Origin of the sequence: Citrobacter sp. Cpo037 (assembly GCF_030332945.1) — a bacterium.
Lineage (GTDB): Bacteria > Pseudomonadota > Gammaproteobacteria > Enterobacterales > Enterobacteriaceae > Citrobacter > Citrobacter portucalensis.
In genome coordinates, this window is the sequence record NZ_JAOWGW010000080.1 from 73,720 (window position 1) to 89,471 (window position 15,752).

15 protein-coding genes are annotated in these 15,752 nt (G+C 49.9%); 11 read left to right on the forward strand and 4 right to left on the reverse strand.

Annotated features, from left to right (window positions below; genetic code table 11):
- Positions 1–246: 246 nt before the first annotated feature.
- Positions 247–1,272 (forward strand): HTH-type transcriptional repressor PurR, encoded by a 1,026-nt coding sequence (gene purR / locus OGX94_RS21375; RefSeq protein ID WP_003832757.1) that lies wholly within the window; start codon positions 247–249, stop codon positions 1,270–1,272.
- On the opposite strand, the gene punR is transcribed toward purR, so the two are convergent.
- Complete coding sequence (gene punR, locus OGX94_RS21380) at positions 1,269–2,201, reverse strand: DNA-binding transcriptional activator PunR (RefSeq protein ID WP_003029215.1); 933 nt, start codon at positions 2,199–2,201, stop codon at positions 1,269–1,271. The two genes, purR and punR, sit on opposite strands and share 4 nt — an antisense overlap.
- A gap of 112 nt (positions 2,202–2,313) precedes the next feature.
- On the opposite strand from punR, the gene punC reads away from it, so the two are divergent.
- Positions 2,314–3,519 carry a purine nucleoside transporter PunC gene (punC, locus tag OGX94_RS21385; RefSeq protein ID WP_003832754.1) on the forward strand — a complete coding sequence of 402 codons (1,206 nt, stop codon included), beginning with the start codon at positions 2,314–2,316 and terminating at the stop codon, positions 3,517–3,519.
- Between the two features lie 290 nt (positions 3,520–3,809).
- Positions 3,810–4,958 (forward strand): cyclopropane fatty acyl phospholipid synthase, encoded by a 1,149-nt coding sequence (gene cfa / locus OGX94_RS21390; RefSeq protein WP_003832753.1) that lies wholly within the window; start codon positions 3,810–3,812, stop codon positions 4,956–4,958.
- A 41-nt stretch (positions 4,959–4,999) separates the two neighbouring features.
- Here cfa and OGX94_RS21395 read toward each other — a convergent pair whose 3' ends face one another.
- Positions 5,000–5,647 (reverse strand): riboflavin synthase, encoded by a 648-nt coding sequence (locus OGX94_RS21395; protein ID WP_003832752.1) that lies wholly within the window; start codon positions 5,645–5,647, stop codon positions 5,000–5,002.
- Between the two features lie 217 nt (positions 5,648–5,864).
- Here OGX94_RS21395 and mdtK point away from each other — a divergent pair, with 217 nt between their 5' ends.
- Positions 5,865–7,238, forward strand: a complete 1,374-nt coding sequence (gene mdtK / locus OGX94_RS21400; RefSeq protein WP_008784661.1) for a multidrug efflux MATE transporter MdtK — start codon at positions 5,865–5,867, stop codon at positions 7,236–7,238.
- A gap of 37 nt (positions 7,239–7,275) precedes the next feature.
- Here the strand turns inward: mdtK and OGX94_RS21405 are convergent, their stop codons facing one another.
- A complete protein-coding gene (locus OGX94_RS21405; protein ID WP_257661694.1) occupies positions 7,276–7,974 on the reverse strand; it encodes an RluA family pseudouridine synthase in 699 nt (232 codons plus the stop codon).
- Positions 7,975–8,103: 129 nt separating this feature from the next.
- Between OGX94_RS21405 and OGX94_RS21410 the strand changes: the two genes are divergently transcribed.
- The 7 genes from OGX94_RS21410 to OGX94_RS21440 all read left to right on the forward strand — a co-directional run bounded on the left by OGX94_RS21410 (position 8,104) and on the right by OGX94_RS21440 (position 14,498).
- Positions 8,104–8,895 carry a PhzF family phenazine biosynthesis protein gene (locus OGX94_RS21410; RefSeq protein ID WP_257661693.1) on the forward strand — a complete coding sequence of 264 codons (792 nt, stop codon included), beginning with the start codon at positions 8,104–8,106 and terminating at the stop codon, positions 8,893–8,895.
- 36 nt (positions 8,896–8,931) lie between these two features.
- Positions 8,932–9,240 carry a monooxygenase gene (locus OGX94_RS21415; protein ID WP_003832746.1) on the forward strand — a complete coding sequence of 103 codons (309 nt, stop codon included), beginning with the start codon at positions 8,932–8,934 and terminating at the stop codon, positions 9,238–9,240.
- A 246-nt stretch (positions 9,241–9,486) separates the two neighbouring features.
- Positions 9,487–9,882: a RidA family protein gene (locus tag OGX94_RS21420; RefSeq protein WP_003832744.1), complete on the forward strand. Its 396-nt coding sequence runs from the start codon at positions 9,487–9,489 to the stop codon at positions 9,880–9,882.
- 27 nt (positions 9,883–9,909) lie between these two features.
- Positions 9,910–10,878, forward strand: coding sequence for a threo-3-hydroxy-L-aspartate ammonia-lyase (locus tag OGX94_RS21425; RefSeq protein ID WP_286569922.1), 969 nt, complete (start codon positions 9,910–9,912; stop codon positions 10,876–10,878).
- 127 nt (positions 10,879–11,005) lie between these two features.
- Positions 11,006–11,647 (forward strand): helix-turn-helix transcriptional regulator, encoded by a 642-nt coding sequence (locus tag OGX94_RS21430; protein ID WP_008784655.1) that lies wholly within the window; start codon positions 11,006–11,008, stop codon positions 11,645–11,647.
- Between the two features lie 410 nt (positions 11,648–12,057).
- A complete protein-coding gene (locus OGX94_RS21435; protein WP_003832739.1) occupies positions 12,058–12,552 on the forward strand; it encodes a putative pterin-binding protein in 495 nt (164 codons plus the stop codon).
- Between the two features lie 17 nt (positions 12,553–12,569).
- Positions 12,570–14,498: a putative bifunctional diguanylate cyclase/phosphodiesterase gene (locus tag OGX94_RS21440; protein WP_126956289.1), complete on the forward strand. Its 1,929-nt coding sequence runs from the start codon at positions 12,570–12,572 to the stop codon at positions 14,496–14,498.
- A gap of 12 nt (positions 14,499–14,510) precedes the next feature.
- Here the strand turns inward: OGX94_RS21440 and OGX94_RS21445 are convergent, their stop codons facing one another.
- Entirely contained in the window at positions 14,511–15,470 is a 960-nt protein-coding gene (locus OGX94_RS21445) for a YbgA family protein (protein WP_212023724.1), read from the reverse strand.
- Positions 15,471–15,752: the final 282 nt, after the last annotated feature.

Here is a 15,752-nt window from a genome sequence, read left to right on the forward strand (position 1 = left end):
CACACTTGAAAGCAAAAATCTCTCACGATTTATATTGATAACTGCTTTTAACTCTTCCCCTTTTCGTTAAGATCAGACAAAATTCCACGCTTACTTGATTAGCGTACCGGCCATTGACCCCTTCCTGACGTTCCGTGTCGTTTTCCCGGCGTGCCGCAACCCTTACGTTGCGATAAGGGTGTGTAAAGGCAAACGTTTACCTGGAGTATTCTCAGGAGCTTAGGATATGGTCTGGAGTGAGATGTAATGGCAACAATTAAAGATGTAGCGAAGCGAGCAAACGTTTCCACTACAACCGTATCACACGTAATTAACAAGACGCGCTTTGTCGCGGAAGAAACACGTAATGCTGTCTGGGCAGCAATCAAAGAACTGCACTATTCTCCGAGTGCTGTTGCCCGCAGCCTGAAGGTAAATCACACCAAGTCTATCGGCTTGCTGGCGACCAGCAGCGAAGCGGCCTATTTCGCCGAAATTATCGAAGCCGTTGAGAAAAACTGTTTCCAGAAAGGCTATACCCTGATCCTGGGTAACGCATGGAACAGTCTCGAAAAGCAGCAGGCTTATCTGTCGATGATGGCGCAAAAGCGCGTTGATGGTCTGCTGGTGATGTGTTCTGAGTATCCGGAGTCACTGCTTTCGATGCTCGAAGAGTATCGCCATATCCCGATGGTCGTCATGGACTGGGGCGAAGCAAAAGCCGACTTTACCGATACGGTCATTGATAACGCCTTCGAAGGCGGTTACATGGCGGGCCGGTATCTGGTAGAACGCGGTCATCGTGAGATTGGCGTGATCCCTGGCCCAATGGAACGTAACACCGGGGCCGGGCGTCTGGCTGGCTTTATGAAAGCGATGGAAGAAGCGCTGATTAAAGTGCCTGAAAACTGGATTGTCCAGGGCGATTTTGAGCCTGAATCCGGCTATCGCGCCATGCAGCAAATTCTGTCGCAGTCTCATCGTCCGACCGCGGTCTTCTGCGGTGGAGATATTATGGCAATGGGTGCGCTGTGCGCCGCTGACGAAATGGGACTGCGCGTACCGCAGGATGTCTCACTCATCGGCTACGACAACGTGCGCAACGCCCGCTTCTTCACGCCGGCCTTGACGACCATTCACCAGCCGAAGGATTCACTGGGTGAAACGGCCTTCAACATGCTGTTAGACCGTATCGTGAATAAACGTGAAGAGTCACAGTCTATCGAGGTGCATCCGCGCCTGGTTGAGCGTCGCTCCGTTGCCGACGGTCCGTTCCGCGATTACCGCCGTTAAGCCTGTTGTGCGGGAGTCTCATCTGGCTCCCGCAGCCATTCCTTGTTCAACGTTTCACTATCCCCTAAATAGTCCAGCAGCCAACTCAATGCCGGTGACGTATCGTTCTGCTGCCATGTCAGGCAGCATGCGGCATCAGGAAAAGGGTTCTCCAGTTGCAGCGCAACCCATTTGCCGCTATCGATCCACGGTTTGGCAAAATGCGTCGGTACCATGCCCACGCACAATCCCGCGGACAAACAGGTCGCTGAGGATTCCCAGTCCGGCACGACTACGCGCTTTTGGTTGTCCAGCAGCCAGGTAATACGCTTCGGCAATGTTCGAGAGGTATCTTCGCGCACCAGTGACGGCCAGTTGCGCAACGTGTCATCACTTAGCGGTCCAGGCATTGACGCCAGTGGATGATGGCTGGCTACCACGCAGCTCCAGCTCAGCATTCCCATATCGCGGAAGGTATAGCGCCCCCCGACCGGAATGGCCTGTGTGGCACCGATGGCCAGTTCCACGCGTCCATCAGACAGTGCGTCCCACACGCCGTTAAACACTTCCTGAAAAACTAACAATTCCACATCATCAAAGTGACGGTAGAAATCCACTATCATCTGTCGGGTACGATCCGGGCGGACAATGTTATCGACGGCGATCGCCAGCTGTCCGCGCCAGCCGTTAGCAATTTGCTGACATTGCTGGCGCGTGATCTGCATTTTTTTGATAACAGAGCGGCCTTCTTTTAAAAACCACGCCCCGGCAGGCGTTAATTCAACATCCCGATGGCGTCGCTCAAAAAGTGGCACCGCCAGCCACTCTTCCAGCTGGCGCACGGTGTAGCTTACCGCCGAAGGTACACGGTGCAGCTCCTGCGCGGCCGAACTAAAGCTACCGTTACGCGCAACCGCATCAACCACTTCAAGTGAATATTCCGACCACATATTCTGCCTGCAAAAAATTTGAAATCAGTAAGCAAATATTAGCGTTTCACAGCGAGAATTACACTCACTACACTCAGCGGCATTGTTCTACTGCTAAAAAAGAGAAATGATGATGCAACCTGGGAAAGGGTTTTTAGTCTGGCTGGCTGGTCTTAGCGTGCTTGGTTTTCTGGCAACGGATATGTATCTACCCGCCTTTGCTGCTATTCAGTCCGATCTGCAAACACCTGCATCTGCCGTCAGCGCCAGCCTGAGCTTGTTCTTAGCCGGTTTTGCCGTCGCACAACTGCTGTGGGGGCCGCTTTCTGACCACTATGGTCGCAAGCCTATTTTGCTGCTGGGTTTATCTATCTTCGCACTAGGCAGTCTGGGTATGCTGTGGGTTGAAAACGCCACTGGTCTACTGGTACTGCGATTTGTTCAGGCCGTTGGCGTCTGTGCGGCATCGGTTATCTGGCAAGCGCTGGTTACCGATTATTATCCTTCACAAAAAGTAAACCGCATCTTTGCTACTATTATGCCGCTGGTCGGGTTATCTCCTGCACTCGCCCCGCTATTAGGCAGTTGGATCCTGGTACATTTTTCCTGGCAGGCCATTTTTGCCACTCTGTTTGCCATTACTCTGATTCTGATGCTTCCGGCTCTGCGTCTAAAGCCAACGGCTAAAGCGCGCGATGACAGCCAGGATAAACTGACTTTCGCCACCTTGCTGCGCTCGAAAACTTACCGTGGAAACGTGCTGATTTATGCCGCCTGTTCCGCGAGCTTTTTCGCATGGCTGACGGGTTCCCCGTTCATCCTCAGCGAAATGGGTTATAGCCCAGCGGTAATTGGTCTGAGCTATGTTCCGCAAACTATCGCCTTCTTAATTGGTGGTTACGGCTGTCGTGCAGCGCTGCAAAAATGGCAGGGTCGTCAGCTGCTGCCCTGGTTACTCATCCTGTATGCCTTCAGCGTTGTAGGCACCTGGGCGACCGGTTTTATTCATCATGTTGCATTGGCTGAAATCCTGATCCCATTCTGCGTTATGGCGATTGCGAACGGCGCAATCTACCCTATCGTTGTCGCGCAGGCATTACGCCCTTTCCCACAGGCCACGGGACGCGCAGCCGCATTGCAGAATACGCTGCAACTGGGTTTATGCTTCCTGGCAAGCCTTGTCGTTTCCTGGTTGATTGCCACCCCGCTGCTCACCACCACCAGCGTTATGCTGACAACAGTATTGCTGGCTGCTGTGGGTTACAAAATGCAATCGCAGAAAACTGACGCCCCGCAAACAGATGATCATGCGCAAGTTGCCCACGGAGAGTCGCACTAATAATGGTTGCGGGCATTTAGTTAGCCCGCTAACAATTATCGGTTGAATCGTCAAAAATTCAGGCATATACTGATTTTCAGTTGTTAAAAAAACGATAATTTTAATGCGTTAACGGGGACAAGAACGTTCCCGTTTTACCACGGATGGCCTTTTCGGCAAGGGTTTCTCCCTTCCTCTGTTCTACGTCGGATTATAGATTCGCGGATTAATTCCGTGAGATTTCTCACAAAGCCCAAAAAAGCGTCTACGCTGTTTTAAGGTTCTGATCACCGACCAGTGATGGAGAAGCTATGAGTTCATCATGTATAGAAGACGTCAGCGTACCGGATGATGACTGGTACCGCATTACCAATGAATTATTGAGCCGTGCAGGCATTGCCATTAATGGCCCTGCACCGGCTGATATTCGAGTAAAGAACCCCGATTTTTTCAAACGCGTATTGCAGGAAGGATCGTTAGGGTTGGGTGAAAGTTATATGGATGGCTGGTGGGAATGCGACCGGCTGGACATGTTTTTTAGTAAAGTCTTGCGTGCCGGTCTTGAAAACCAACTCCCCCGCCACTTTAAAGATACGCTACGTATCGCCACGGCTCGCCTGTTCAATTTACAGACCAAAAAACGTGCGTGGATGGTCGGCAAAGAACATTACGATTTGGGCAACGATCTCTTTACCCGCATGCTTGACCCCTATATGCAGTATTCCTGCGCCTACTGGAAAGATGCCAACACTCTGGAATCTGCCCAACAGGCGAAGCTCAAAATGATTGCTGAAAAATTGCAACTGAAGCCAGGAATGCGGGTGCTTGATATTGGCTGTGGCTGGGGTGGTTTATCCCAGTTTATGGCATCGCAATATGGTGTGAGCGTGGTGGGTGTGACCATTTCGGCAGAACAGCAGAAAATGGCACAGGAACGTTGCGCTGGGCTGGATGTCACCATTTTGCTGCAGGATTATCGCGACCTGAACGACAAATTCGACCGCATTGTCTCCGTCGGCATGTTTGAACATGTTGGACCGAAGAACTACGCCACCTATTTTGAGGTGGTCGATCGTAATTTAAAACCGGATGGTCTCTTTTTACTGCACAGCATCGGCTCCAAAAAAACCGACAATAACGTTGATCCGTGGATCAATAAGTATATCTTCCCAAACGGGTGTTTGCCGTCAGTTCGCCAGATTGCCAACGCCAGCGAACCGCATTTTGTGATGGAGGACTGGCATAATTTTGGCGCGGATTACGACACGACGCTGATGGCATGGCACGAGCGTTTCATGAACTCATGGCCTGAAATCGCCGATAACTATACCGAACGTTTCAAACGGATGTTCAGCTATTATCTGAACGCCTGCGCCGGGGCGTTTCGTGCTCGCGACATTCAGCTATGGCAGGTGGTATTTTCCCGCGGTGTTGAACACGGTCTGCGCGTTCCCCGCTAATCGTTTTCGCCCCCGTAGCAACGGGGGCTTTACTCTCTGGCTTAGGCTCCCGCTTCGCCCGTTATGTTGCTGATGGCGCTTTCACGCGCCGCCAGGACACGTTCAACGGTATCAACCACCGCCTGCGTTTGGGGATCGATTTCGATATTAACCCGTGCGCCCAGCTTTTTCTTGCCAAGCGTAGTGCGCTCCAGCGTTTCCGGAATCAAATGCACACAGAAACGCGTCGGCGTCACTTCACCGACCGTCAGACTGATTCCGTCAATACCAATAAATCCTTTGTACAGGATATATTTCATCAGCGACGGATCCTGGACTTTAAACCACACCTGACGGTTATTCTCCGAGGTCAGAATTTTCGACACTTCGGCAGTGGTCATAATATGGCCCGACATTAAATGTCCGCCAATCTCATCACTGAATTTTGCCGCACGTTCAACGTTAACCAAATCTCCGACCTTCAGATCGCCCAGGTTGGTGATACGCAGCGTTTCTTTCATCAGGTCGAAGCTTATCTGGTTACCGTTAATTTCGGTGACCGTCAGGCAGCACCCATTGTGGGCAACCGATGCGCCGGTCTCCAGCGCATCCAGCATATATTCAGGCAACTCCACAACATGCGTACGAAAATTTGGTTTTTCATCAATGGACACCAATTTTGCGGTGCCCTGCACAATACCCGTAAACATACTTCCTACTCCTGAACTCAATTAAGACATCTCTGCACAGCACAATAGCAGGTGGAAATTCAGGTTGCCAGCAATGCGCCACCAGCGCCTGTTTTTTCACTGGAGAATTACGTATTCCTCGCTACAATAGACTGAAATTTCCCCTGCTTTTTCTCCTTGCTGCCATATAAGGCGGCTTTTTTAGTCTCTCAAATAACAACAATATAGTGGTGTACACGTGCAAAAGTATGTAAGTGAAGCGCGTCAGTTATTAGCTCTGGCAATTCCGGTGATTCTTGCGCAAATCGCTCAAACCGCAATGGGATTCGTTGATACCGTCATGGCGGGCGGATACAGCGCGACGGATATGGCGGCAGTCGCCATTGGTACGTCCATCTGGCTACCGGCCATTCTGTTTGGTCACGGACTACTGCTGGCGTTGACGCCGGTAATTGCGCAACTCAATGGTTCCGGACGCCGCGACCGTATCGCCCATCAAATACGTCAGGGCTTCTGGCTGGCGGGCAGCGTCTCCGTGCTGATTATGGTTGTGCTATGGAATGCGGGGTACATTATTCGCTCCATGCATAACATCGACCCGGCGCTGGCGGATAAAGCCGTTGGCTACCTGCGTGCCCTGCTGTGGGGCGCACCGGGTTATCTGTTCTTCCAGGTAGCCCGTAACCAGTGCGAAGGATTAGCAAAGACTAAACCGGCGATGGTGATGGGATTTCTCGGCCTGCTGGTGAACATTCCAGTTAACTATGTTTTCATCTATGGGCATTTAGGCATGCCGGAACTGGGTGGCGTGGGTTGTGGTGTGGCAACAGCAGCGGTGTACTGGGTGATGTTTATCGCCATGCTCTCTTACATCAAACGTGCGCGTTCAATGCGCGATATCCGTAATGAGCGTGGTTTCCAGAAACCTGACACCGCAGTAATGAAGCGTCTGGTACAGCTGGGTTTACCTATCGCGCTGGCGTTATTTTTCGAAGTGACGTTGTTTGCGGTGGTCGCGCTACTAGTTTCTCCACTGGGGATTGTCGACGTAGCCGGACACCAAATCGCACTGAACTTCAGCTCGTTAATGTTCGTCCTGCCGATGTCTCTGGCTGCCGCCGTCACCATTCGTGTCGGCTATCGTCTGGGCCAGGGCTCCACGCTGGATGCGCAAACTGCAGCCAGAACGGGTCTGGGTGTTGGTGTCTGCATGGCTGTCGTAACGGCGATTTTCACCGTGACATTCCGCGAGCATATTGCCCTGCTCTATAACAATAACCCGGAAGTTGTCGCCCTGGCGGCTCAGCTCATGTTACTGGCCGCGGTGTATCAAATTTCGGACTCTATCCAGGTTATTGGCAGCGGGATCCTGCGTGGTTATAAAGATACGCGTTCCATTTTCTTTATTACCTTTACGGCATACTGGGTGCTGGGTCTGCCGAGCGGTTATATTCTGGCGCTTACCGATCTGGTAGTTGACCGGATGGGACCAGCGGGATTCTGGATGGGCTTTATTATCGGCCTGACCTCTGCGGCGATACTGATGATGCTGCGGATGCGGTTTCTACAACGCCAGCCGTCAGCGGTTATTTTACAACGCGCTGCGCGATAACCTCATAAAAGCCGCCGCCAGGCGGCTTTTTTTCGCCTCAAAACGGGCTGTCATTTTTGGCGTTCATCCACGCTTCACTAATGGGATGCCTGAAATGCAGTTCACTGGCATGCAGCATCAATCGCGGCGTTTGTTCAGTGCCAGGCAGCAAACGCCCGCCATACAAATCACATCCTAAAATGGGATGTCCTAACTGCTGACAGTGGATCCGTAGTTGATGGGTACGCCCGGTTTCAGGCGTCAGTTGCACTCGCGTCAAGGGGAGCAACGCCCCCTCTTCCTGACGATGATAAAAACGCTCGACAACCTGATAGCGCGAGCGTGCGGGTTTGCCGTTGAGAGCACAAATCGACATCAATGGAAACAGCGCCGGGTCTTTAGCAATCGCTGCATCGATAACCCCTTCGTCGTTTTCCAGATGCCCGCATAACAGCGCGCTGTACACCTTAGTGACCGTACGCTGGCTGAACTGCTGGCAAAGCGCGGCGTTGATAGCCTTGTTACGAGCGACCACCATCAGCCCAGAAGTGCCGAAATCAAGCCGATGTACCAGCGTGCAGCCAGGGTAAATCTGTACCAGCCGGTGATGTACCGAATCGAGATTCTGCGGATTTTTGCCCGACAGGCTAAGCAACCCGCGGGGTTTATTGATGAGCAACAGATGCTCGTCCTGATAGAGGGTCTCTATCTCGTCATGGCAAGGCGGGGCAATAAAGGTATCGAGGATCGTAGACATCAGGCGGCCAGAATGAGGTGTGGGAACGGATGATAACGAATTTTCACCACAGTGGCGAATCTGAGCATTGACCCAATGGCTGGCATGGTAGAGTGTGATTTATCCTGAGTGCGATGAGAGGGTTACTCTGTGCAACAAATCAATTTTTACATGGTGGATGCCTTTACCACCACGACGTTTGGCGGGAATGCCGCAGCAGTCTGTCCGCTCACGGACTGGTTGCCCGATGAAACATTATTAAAGATGGCGCAGCAGCATAACCAGTCAGAAACCGCTTTTTTTGTCACCGATGAGAATGGTTTTGAGCTGCGTTGGTTTACCACTCAGGGTGAAATCAATCTTTGTGGGCATGCCACGCTTGCCGCCGCGCATGTCATCTTTGAACATCTGGATTACCCGGATACGAAAATCCAATTTGCTACCCGCTTTGTGGGACCGCTGACGGTCACGCGCTGCGGTGAATGGCTGACGCTTGATTTTCCAGCCTGGCCAAGCGAATCTGCCGTGCCGCCAGCTTTACTGCTGGAAACATTAGGCATCACCGAATACAAAGAGGTGCGTGTGGCAAGAGATTACATGGTGGTGCTGGAAAATCAACAGCAGGTTGAGGCTGTGCGCCCAAACATCCACGCCATGCTGCCGCTGGGAAAAATGGTATGCATCACCGCGCCGGGTGACGGGGAATACGATTTTGTCAGCCGTTTCTTTTGCCCGGGTGAAGCCGTCGCGGAAGACCCGGTCACAGGCTCGGCACATAGCATGCTGATCCCTTACTGGGCTGGAAAACTGAATAAAACACAGATGCTGGCACGCCAGGTCTCTGAACGCGGCGGGGATTTACGCTGTCAGTTAGCAGGAACGCGTGTTTATATCAGTGGGCAGGCGATAACTTATCTGACCGGTGAAGTGCTGTTGCGCTAGCGGCCTTACCCAAAATAACCAATCCATGGAGGATTTATGTCGAACAAACTCGTGCAGATACACTTTGATTTTCATGGTCCGTTTGGGGCTGAGATGTCGAATCAGCTCGTTGAACTGGCCGAATCAATCAACCAGGAGCCGGGGTTCATCTGGAAAATCTGGACCGAGAACGAAGCAAATCACGAAGCGGGTGGCATCTACCTGTTCCAGAACGAAGACACCGCTCAGGCCTATATCAAAAAGCATACCGCCCGCCTGAAGCACCTGGGTGTGGAAGAAGTAACGTTCAAAATCTTCGATATCAATGAACCGTTAAGTAAAATTAACCACGGTCATATCAGCTAAACTTTTGCCTTAGACGCCCCTCCCGGGGCGTTTCTTCATTTCCCCCGGCTTTCCCTCATCAAAAGCGATCCCCCTCTTTCGTCACCTCGCGATTGCGCTATAGCGTGTGCCAAGTTTGCAATAGTTCACAAAATCATCACTCGCGAAAACTATCTCTAGCAGGAAGTGGCATAAAGGCGTATAAAATAATACAAACAGTATTATTTTATACAAAATGAATCACAAACTGCGACTGGAGATTCTCATATGACCGCGGACATTACACTGAACTCATCTGCTGGAAGCTTCCCGCCAGCAGGTCATTACTCGCACAGTACAACGGCTGGCGGATTCGTCTTCATTTCCGGGCAGTTGCCGGTCACTTTCGACGGCGAGAAAAAAGCGGATGCCTCTTTTGAAGATCAAACCCGGCTGGTACTCAAGAATATTGATGCTTGTCTGGCTGGTGCTGGGGCATCACGTCAGCATCTGGTGTCTGTTCGCGTCTATGTGACGGATATGAACCAGTGGCCGACGTTTAACAAAATCTATGGAGAGTGGATCGGCGATTTCCGTCCATCCCGTGCAGTAGCAGGTGTTGCGGAACTTCATTATGGTTTTGCGCTGGAAGTTGAAGCTATTGCGTTGGCCCCGCAAGCGTGACGTTTAAAAACATACAGGTGAACAACAATGACTGAAATGACACTGCCTGATTATAACGATGTTGCCGCTGCGGCAGAGCGCATCGCAGATTATGCTAACAAAACGCCGGTGATGACCTCCCGAACGGTTAACGAAGAATTTGGCGCGGAAGTCTTCTTTAAGTGCGAAAACTTCCAGAGAATGGGCGCCTTCAAATTTCGCGGCGCTATGAATGCGCTACGCCAGTTCACCCCACAACAACGCGCTGCGGGCGTCGTGACGTTTTCTTCCGGCAACCATGCACAGGCCATTGCCCTGTCGGCAAAGTTGTTGGGCATTCCAGCAACAATTATCATGCCGCATGATGCCCCGGCGGCCAAAGTTGCGGCGACGAAAGGCTATGGCGGAAAAGTGGTAACTTACGATCGCTATACTGAAGATCGTGAAAAAATTGGTCGGGACCTGGCAGAGAAACAGGGGTTAACGCTGATTCCCCCTTATGACCATCCGCACGTGATCGCAGGCCAGGGCACCGCCACAAAAGAGCTGATTGAAGAAGTGGGTCAGTTAGACGCCCTTTTCGTGTGTCTTGGCGGTGGCGGCCTGCTCTCAGGATCCGCCCTGGCGGCCAGAAATCTGTCTCCTGACTGCATCATCTATGGTGTCGAACCTGAGGCGGGTAACGATGGTCAACAGTCGTTCCGAAGTGGAAAAATAGTTCATATCGATACTCCCAAAACCATTGCTGACGGTGCTCAGACTCAACATCTCGGGAACTATACGTTTCAGATTATCAAGCAAAACGTGAACGATATTCTGACTGTTTCAGACGCTGAGTTAGTTGCCTCAATGAAATTTATCGCTGAACGCATGAAAATCGTCGTAGAGCCGACCGGGTGTCTGGGTTTTGCTGCCGCCAGAGCGCGTAAAGCTGAACTTCGCGGCAAGAAAATCGGCATTATCATCAGCGGCGGAAACGTGGATATCAGTCGCTACAGTGAATTTCTGGCCGGATGATAAACAGGGTATCTGCCATGCAGATACCCTACTTTTACTGTCTGTACACTCCCGTCTGGAAAAACGCTCCCAGGTCACTGTAAACTGCTCGCAATCATGGCAACAGACATCACCGCAGGAGACTGGCATGCCAAAAACCGACAATAACTCGCTTCTCAGCCAAATTGATACTATCGCCAGGGGATTGAGTGAGACCTTCTCTCCGTTTTGCGAAGTGGTGGTTCATGACCTCAAAAATCCTGAACATGCCATTTTGTCCATCCATAATAATCTGTCCGGACGTCAACCCGGCCAGCCAGCAACCGAGCTTGGTCTGGCGAGAATTGCATCACCTGACTTTCCCAGCATCATTGCGAACTACAGTAATCAGTTTGCCGATGGCCGCCCGGTGAAAAGTACCTCCATTGGCATCAAGGACGAAGACGGCAAATACGTAGCGGCACTTTGCCTGAATGTCGATATGACGCTGTTCCGTGGTATGCAGAGTGCTCTTGCGCGTTTTACTGAAACTGAAAATTCCCCCATTAAGGAACATATCGATCCCGGCAGTAATGAAGTCATCCGCCAGCGTATTGATGACTTTGCCGCTAAACGCGCGACGACGGCCCGAGCACTTAAACCTCAAGACCGTAAGCTGCTGATTCAACAATTACGCCAGGACGGTTTGCTGAACGTACGCAAATCTATGGACACAGTAGCGCAGCATCTGGGCGTATCGAGGGCCACCGCCTATCTGTATGCCCGCCAGTCAGCTCAGGCGGGTGAATAAACGGGTTCAGATAGACCACACTTGCCGCGTATAGAATTTCTGTCCTTGATTACCGACACGAAGCGTTCCCGCTCCACTAAAGGCGGCTTCGTGCCCGATATAGTTACCTACCAGTAAACAACCAAATCCAGCCGCAGTGAAAAAATAAACCTTTATTTTCGTGCGTATTTATTGGCACTGAGTAAATAGATGATTTATTTTTGTACATACATAGTGAAATTTAGCTTTACTCAAATAACACACCAGCATTTTTAATGCACCACAGCAGAACAGACAACAAATAACCCACTGATTTAAAAGAGTTTAAAAGCCATTGAAGTTATTACACCAATAATACCCATGCAATATATATAAATAGCGTGATATCTAAATTATAATTCTTTAACATCCGGCTGATTGGTGAGGTAAGAATGCGGTTAATGGTCATGTTGGTAAGCTTTGTACTCTCCACCCAGCTATGGGCAGGTGAACTTTCCAGGCCCACCGGTAAAGTGCTTTTAACGCTGTCGGGTAATATTGAAAATACAAATGCAGACGGGAAAGCCGTTTTTGATACCGCCAGCCTTGAGAAGCTGGGCATGGTCAGTTTCCAGACCACCTCCCCCTGGTATAATGGGCGTACTACCTTTACGGGTATTCCGCTACAAAAGCTCATGGATTATGTCGGGGCTAACGGCTCTGTTGTTAAGGTCACTGCACTCAATGACTACACCACCGTAATCCCTCTTAGTGATTTCAAAAAATACAATGCTATCCTTGCGTTAAAAATCAACGGAAAATATATGCGCATCCGTGACAAAGGCCCGTTATTCATTGTGTACCCCTATGACAGCATGCCAGAACTGAATAATCAGATTTATTATTCAAGGTCTGCATGGCAGGTCAGTAGTATGGATATTGAGTAAGCGTTCAGGGGAACATCATGAACAGAATACTGGCTGGCATCATCTTTTTTCTTTTTATATCTACCGGGTATATCTCTTTCCTCGTGCATGAACGGCAACAAGAGTTACAGAAACTGACTCACTACACCGATTCCTGGTCTGCTGCTCAGCTGGTATCACAATATTACCGATTTGAATCGTTGCTTGGTCTTTACACTATCGATGATACGATGAATCTCGATGATGTACGCATGCGCCTCGACATTATGCTTAGCCAGAGTGATTTGATAAAAGAAGGAGACCTGGGGCGCTACATCGAAAGCAATATAGCGCACCGTGAACTGGCGGTAAAACTTGAAAATACCCTTAGTTTTCTGGATGTTAATCTAGAGAAAATGAACCGTTTAGCACTCCAGGCTTATCTGAAAAAAATGCATACTCTGGATGCGCCACTGGGTCGTCTTTCATCTGGTGCGTTAAACAAAGATGTTAACTCGATCAATAACGCCAACCAAAAAATTCAGACGCTGTACTATATTTATTCTGCTACCTCTGTGCTGCTGATAATACTGAGTGCGATTCTGGGCGTGCTCATTTTCTATCAAAACAGAAATATTCTGCGGGCGCACCTGCAGGTCAAGAGTCTTGCCGAAGAACTGCAGAAATCTAAAGAAAAACTGCAAATGCAGAATGCTAAACTGGAATATGACGTCTACCATGACTCTCTTACCGAGATGAATAACCGTCAGCTATTCTGGAGCGATTTAAATAAAACAATTGAGAGAGCAGAAAAAAATCACGATTCTGTGACTGTGATGTTGTTTGATTTAGATCGATTCAAAGAAGTAAATGATACGTATGGTCATGATGCCGGTGATATGTTGCTACGCCAGATATCTGACCGACTGGTTTCGATGAGCCTTACCTCGGATACGCTGTATCGCCTGGGTGGAGATGAATTTGCGTTTCTCTCAAGCGGCCTGACAGAAAGCCACGCCGTTTCGCGCGCCCAGAAAATATGTGAATTTATCAGCCAGCCCTACACTATTTATAACACGATTATCAACATAACCACCTGTGTTGGCATTGTTATCTCAGACACTGAACGTCGTTCCGACTATCTTTATAAATTTGCCGATCTGGCCCTTTATGAAGCCAAAGGTGAAGGCTCTGGTAAGATAAAAGTCTTCCGACAACGAATGTTAGAAAAGCTACAAGAAAGCAGAACGCTTGAGCATGATATGGCATTGGCAATAGTGAACAAAGAATTCGTGGTTTATTATCAGCCCATTGTTGACTCCTTCAGTCAGGAAATTTATAGCTATGAAGCCCTAATTCGTTGGCTCCATCCTCTAAAGGGCCTCCTGTCGCCGGATAACTTTATTCCTGTTGCTGAAAAAACCGGAATGATTAATGAGATGGGGAAAGCTGTGCTTGAAATTGCCTGCCGGGAAGCGGCTTGTTGGGCGGTTCCGGCTAAAATTTCAGTGAATGTCTCTCCTGTCCAGCTAAGCAGCAAAGCCTTTGTCGGTATCGTACTGTCTATTCTGAAAGAAACTGGACTCCCAGCCGATCGTCTTGAACTGGAAGTAACAGAATCCTCTCTCTTCACTGAGAGTACGACGCCGATGAACACACTTAACAAACTCAGAGCCATGGGTGTAAAAATCTCCATCGATGATTTTGGCACCGGATATTCTTCCCTTTCGCGCCTGAGCAGGCTTGCCTTCGATAAAATTAAAATAGACAAGTCGTTTGTCCATTCAATATCCACACAGGAAGATGCACTTAATATCATCAAACTGATCACCGGCATGGCGAAATCCCTCAATATGAAGGCTGTTGCTGAAGGTGTTGAAACGCAGGAACAACTAAAAAGCCTTCAGGCGCTGGGCTGCGATTTCGCCCAAGGATATCTGTTTGGTAAACCTCAGCCTTGTATCGATGAGAAAATCAGAAACGGTTGAATCGCTCTCAGACTATTTGATCATCAACCGTAGCGCTAAATCATTCGGATAAGGATCAAAATAGTTCTGGGTAAGCAGATAGCTGTCTGGGTATTCAGCCAGATAGTGCTTGAGTAGCGTCAGAGGCGCCAATATTGGCAGCAGCCCACCGCTATAGTTGAGGATAACGTCACGTAACTCTCCGCGCTGGCGGGTGTTCAACCGTTCGCGGAAGTAGCCCTGGATATGCATCAGTACGTTGGTGTGATTTTTCCGTGAGGCGGGCTTTTTGAGGATTGTCATGAGCTTTTCACGATAGACAACGAAAAAAGCGTCCAAATCATCCCACTGGTGAAGCGAGGCTACGAATGGGCCGATTTCCCGGTAACCGGCCTGGTGATGAGCCAGAAGCTGGAGCTTATAGCGACTGTGAAAGTTGAGTAAGCCATGGCGAGTAAGACCATTGGCCCGCAGCCTATTAAGCTCATGCAATGCGAACACGCGTTCGACAAAGTTCTCCCTCAGCACCGGATCGTGCAAGCGGCCATCTTCTTCGACTGGCAACCATGGGTAGGTTTCCATTAATGCGCCAGTAAACAGACCAGTCCCTTCTTTTCGCCCACGATTTCCCTTCTCGTCATACAGTCTCACTCTTTCCATACCGCAACTCGGTGATTTAGCACAGACGATAAAACCCGAGAGGCCACCAAGTCCCTGAAGATATGAGTTGGTGAAATCGGACATTTTATCGGTTACATCCTCACCAGGCGCATGGCTAAAACAGATGCGGACATTCCCTTGGGCGGTTTGAACCAGACGCAACGCGGGACGTGGTACAGGCAAACCGATAGACATCTCAGGGCAGACAGGTTTGAAAGTCACCCACTGAGCCAGCTCGTCCATCACAAACCCCATCCGTTTATGCCCACCGTCGAATCGCACGGCTGAACCAGTTAAACATCCACTAATCCCGATGACAGGCTGAGTGTTCATAACGACCCCCTCGTTAATTGATGACCCTTTTCGGGAAAAAATGACGGTTTCACTATTAAATCATAGCGTACGTTATCTGCTGTGAGATGGAAGAAAGACCGGAGACTTCAGTTTAGACTGGTACTGTTTTCAGGGAGGAGATCAAGGATAGCTCTCCCGCCAGTGAAGCAAGGACAATAAGAATGTAGCCTTAGTGCAACATCTTTATTCTAAATATCTGCAGCTAAAGTTGGTAAATCCCCTGAACGGTTCTATAGTCGGGACTGCTTCTCATTACAGGGT

Coding starts and splice junctions, on each gene's coding strand:
- purR (WP_003832757.1), top strand. CDS start 247: ATGGCAACAATTAAAGATGTAGCGAAGCGAGCAAACGTTTCCACTACA.
- punR (WP_003029215.1), bottom strand. CDS start 2,201: ATGTGGTCGGAATATTCACTTGAAGTGGTTGATGCGGTTGCGCGTAAC.
- punC (WP_003832754.1), top strand. CDS start 2,314: ATGCAACCTGGGAAAGGGTTTTTAGTCTGGCTGGCTGGTCTTAGCGTG.
- cfa (WP_003832753.1), top strand. CDS start 3,810: ATGAGTTCATCATGTATAGAAGACGTCAGCGTACCGGATGATGACTGG.
- OGX94_RS21395 (WP_003832752.1), bottom strand. CDS start 5,647: ATGTTTACGGGTATTGTGCAGGGCACCGCAAAATTGGTGTCCATTGAT.
- OGX94_RS21405 (WP_257661694.1), bottom strand. CDS start 7,974: ATGTCTACGATCCTCGATACCTTTATTGCCCCGCCTTGCCATGACGAG.
- OGX94_RS21415 (WP_003832746.1), top strand. CDS start 8,932: ATGTCGAACAAACTCGTGCAGATACACTTTGATTTTCATGGTCCGTTT.
- OGX94_RS21420 (WP_003832744.1), top strand. CDS start 9,487: ATGACCGCGGACATTACACTGAACTCATCTGCTGGAAGCTTCCCGCCA.
- OGX94_RS21425 (WP_286569922.1), top strand. CDS start 9,910: ATGACTGAAATGACACTGCCTGATTATAACGATGTTGCCGCTGCGGCA.
- OGX94_RS21430 (WP_008784655.1), top strand. CDS start 11,006: ATGCCAAAAACCGACAATAACTCGCTTCTCAGCCAAATTGATACTATC.
- OGX94_RS21435 (WP_003832739.1), top strand. CDS start 12,058: ATGCGGTTAATGGTCATGTTGGTAAGCTTTGTACTCTCCACCCAGCTA.
- OGX94_RS21440 (WP_126956289.1), top strand. CDS start 12,570: ATGAACAGAATACTGGCTGGCATCATCTTTTTTCTTTTTATATCTACC.
- OGX94_RS21445 (WP_212023724.1), bottom strand. CDS start 15,470: ATGAACACTCAGCCTGTCATCGGGATTAGTGGATGTTTAACTGGTTCA.